Source organism: Brevibacillus sp. LEMMJ03, from assembly GCF_007197875.1.
Lineage (GTDB): Bacteria > Bacillota > Bacilli > Brevibacillales > Brevibacillaceae > Brevibacillus > Brevibacillus thermoruber.
On sequence record NZ_VKJN01000040.1, the window covers coordinates 1 to 2,687 of the forward strand.

Consider the following 2,687-nt stretch of genomic DNA (forward strand, 5'->3'; position numbering starts at 1 on the left):
GGGCCAAATTCTGTTACAACTGTCCGTTCAGTTTCCGGAGCGAGTTCAACCATATCTCCGCTGAGCCTAACGGCTATTGGAGTTTACACAAAATCATTGACAGACCCTGGGAAACCAGTTCCGCAAAAGGTAAAAGACTTCTGTTTAGCCAACCCTAAACGCTTTAAAGGAAAAATTTATTGTTTTACACACCAAAACCAATTATAGAAGACTTTGATATGAAGTTTGATTCGTCAGCAAGTGATAATATTAGGGCTATTTGGGCATTTACAGTAGCTTTGTTTCAAACGTCACATGAGAAGGGAGGGAATCACCCTGGGTTACTTATATTTGATGAACCAGCACAGCATAGTATTGTTACTAATGATTATGAAACAGTTTTTTAAGAGCATAATCGGTTTAGGTAATAGTTGTCAGGTTATTGTTGGAATAACTGTTAAGGACAGTGAAACTCGCCAGGCAATTAACGATCTTCCGAGGCAAGCATACAATTTTATTGGAATAAAAAATAAGCATTCCAGAAAATTGATATTGAAGAATAGACGTTTAACATGATAGGAAACCTATTCAAAGACAAAGACACGCTAGTCAAAAGGCGTGTCTCTTTTTTATTTCTTATTCTCTTTCTCCGCCAAGCATTTCAAATGCCTCAGATGTTCCAAAGCAGTTAGGCGTTATTTCTCTAACAGGTCACTCTTCCACAGTGAAATCACAACATCCATCTGATTATTATGGCTCTTCTTTATACCGGTTGCCTTCCATAAGGCTGATGGACTTTCCGCCAAAGATGGGTTTTGCTTTAAAAGAGTGAGACCCTGAAGTGCATAGGCCTTATTATCCTCAGATTTTGTGTATTTGCCAGGCGATACGCTACGGACCAACCCTTCTTCACAAAGTCCCAAGAATGCATTTCGTGGGCATCCTTTCTTTTGTCCGTGTGTCCCTTCACCAAATATTTCACTGGTTGCATGATTCCATGCTTCCAAAGGCGACATAGTTTGTTTTGAATTTATTAAATAAACTGCTTTAACTGCAGCTTGCCCGTATTTCCCCATAAGTTTGCCTCCTATTTCTCCGGATGTCTGCAATTCAACAAAGTATTTAGCTCAATAAGAAGTTCCTCATATTCGGACCAGAACGCATTATATTGACCATCAAAGAATTCCCATCCTTTATAATTAACTTCTTTCCCTTCAAACAATTTTTTTGCTTCAACAGAAAAGGTATAGATTTGATGTGCATAACATTGAAGGGGAAGGGTAGCATTAAGATCTTGATAAAGCATTTGTTCGTTTTTAACGAACTTATCTAATGTCACCATGTCCCCTGTAATTGTAACATTCTAGGAAATGCTTGAAGGGCAAAACATCATGTAAGCACCACAATGATTAATGTCAAGATCAAAAGAAAGTTCCTCAAAAAAATCAATCGAAAATTCCCCAGTGAGAGCTATTTATACGCCTTTTAGGGGGCGGAAACATGAACTACTCCTTTAGGCTGTTCTTCATCCCCTTCGGGTCGGAAGAACCCCGCCTTTTTCTTTTCCTTGATGCGGTAACTTTCTCCCTTGATATTGATTGTGGTGGAATGATGCAGTAAACGATCCAGGATTGCTGTGGCCAGTACAGAGTCCCCGAAGATCTCTCCCCACGAACCATACGACTTGTTAGAAGTCAGGATGATGGAGCCGGTCTCGTATCGTTCGGAGATGATCTGGAAGAAGAAATGGGCTGCCGGTTCGTCCATCTTACGATAGCCGATCTCATCGATGATTAAGAGACGCGGCTTGGTGTACATGCGAATTTTCTGTTTGATCGTATGGTTCTGGTCGGCCTGCTGAAGCGTTTGGACCAGGTCATGGGCGGTTGTAAAGTACACGGTATACCGTTGCTTGATCGCCTCTAAAGCCAGTGCAACGGCCAAATGTGTTTTCCCCACGCCAGGCGGGCCGAGGAAGATGAGATTTGCCAGATCCCGGATTCGTCGTTCATCGATGGATGGTTGAAACCGAAAGTCAAATTGGTCCAAGGTCTTGTGAAAGGGTAAATTGGCCAGGCGTGTCCGGGTTCGGACATATCGATCCCATTTCGCCGCCAGTTCTTCTTGTAACAGCTTGTCCAGAAATTCCAGATACGATATATTGTGTTTGGAAGCTTCTTCGGCGTGGTAGTGAAGCACCTCGGGAATGCGAGACCATCCGAACTGGCGGAACGCGTCTTCAAGACGTTCTTGCAGCCCGATCATTGGAGCTTCACCGCCTCGTCGAGGAATTGTTCATACACAGATAAGTCTCGTTCATGCACTTCAGGGGCTGGTCGGTCAACAAGTTTGGGCATTGGGGCAGGAACTCGATGTTGACCGGCTAGGCGCAGTCCTTCGAAGTGCTTTTTGTTGATGACCAGCTGCCCTTTTCGGACGGCTTTGGGATGTTCAGCGATGAGCGTGTCTCCACTGTAAATTCGGATACGTCCGTTCTTGTCGTCTTGGACATGCACGATTTGACCCATAAAACGGAAGGGAACGGAATAACGGTTGGCCTCAAACGATACCAGGCAGTCCGCCGATACCTTCCGAGTATAGCGGTCGACGACCGCAAAAGGCGTTGGGTTAATGGGTTTCAGCTTTTCCTCATGCCAGCGGTCAACCGGCCTGACGTGCGTGGTTCCATGAATCCTCACGTTAGCTAC

The 2,687-nt window shown here is 44.2% G+C and carries 5 protein-coding genes and 1 pseudogene; 2 read left to right on the forward strand and 4 right to left on the reverse strand.

The genetic code is table 11. The features are described from left to right. Positions 1–207: pseudogene (locus FOI68_RS23815) on the forward strand (hypothetical protein); the annotation flags it as partial. An 11-nt stretch (positions 208–218) separates the two neighbouring features. Continuing rightward, positions 219–386, forward strand: a complete 168-nt coding sequence (locus FOI68_RS23680) for a hypothetical protein (RefSeq protein WP_185974032.1) — start codon at positions 219–221, stop codon at positions 384–386. Positions 387–674: 288 nt separating this feature from the next. Here FOI68_RS23680 and FOI68_RS22600 read toward each other — a convergent pair whose 3' ends face one another. The 4 genes from FOI68_RS22600 to FOI68_RS23685 form a co-directional block, all read right to left on the reverse strand. Further along, positions 675–1,055, reverse strand: coding sequence for a DUF6979 family protein (locus tag FOI68_RS22600; RefSeq protein WP_143864403.1), 381 nt, complete (start codon positions 1,053–1,055; stop codon positions 675–677). A gap of 11 nt (positions 1,056–1,066) precedes the next feature. Next, on the reverse strand, positions 1,067–1,321 hold the full coding sequence (locus tag FOI68_RS22605; RefSeq protein ID WP_143864404.1) for a hypothetical protein: 255 nt from the start codon (positions 1,319–1,321) through the stop codon (positions 1,067–1,069). A 143-nt stretch (positions 1,322–1,464) separates the two neighbouring features. Then, complete coding sequence (istB, locus tag FOI68_RS22610; RefSeq protein WP_143864405.1) at positions 1,465–2,244, reverse strand: IS21-like element helper ATPase IstB; 780 nt, start codon at positions 2,242–2,244, stop codon at positions 1,465–1,467. Further along, a partial coding sequence (locus FOI68_RS23685) for a Mu transposase domain-containing protein (protein ID WP_483296176.1) occupies positions 2,241–2,687 on the reverse strand: 447 nt, incomplete at its 5' end. The genes istB and FOI68_RS23685, both read right to left, overlap by 4 nt.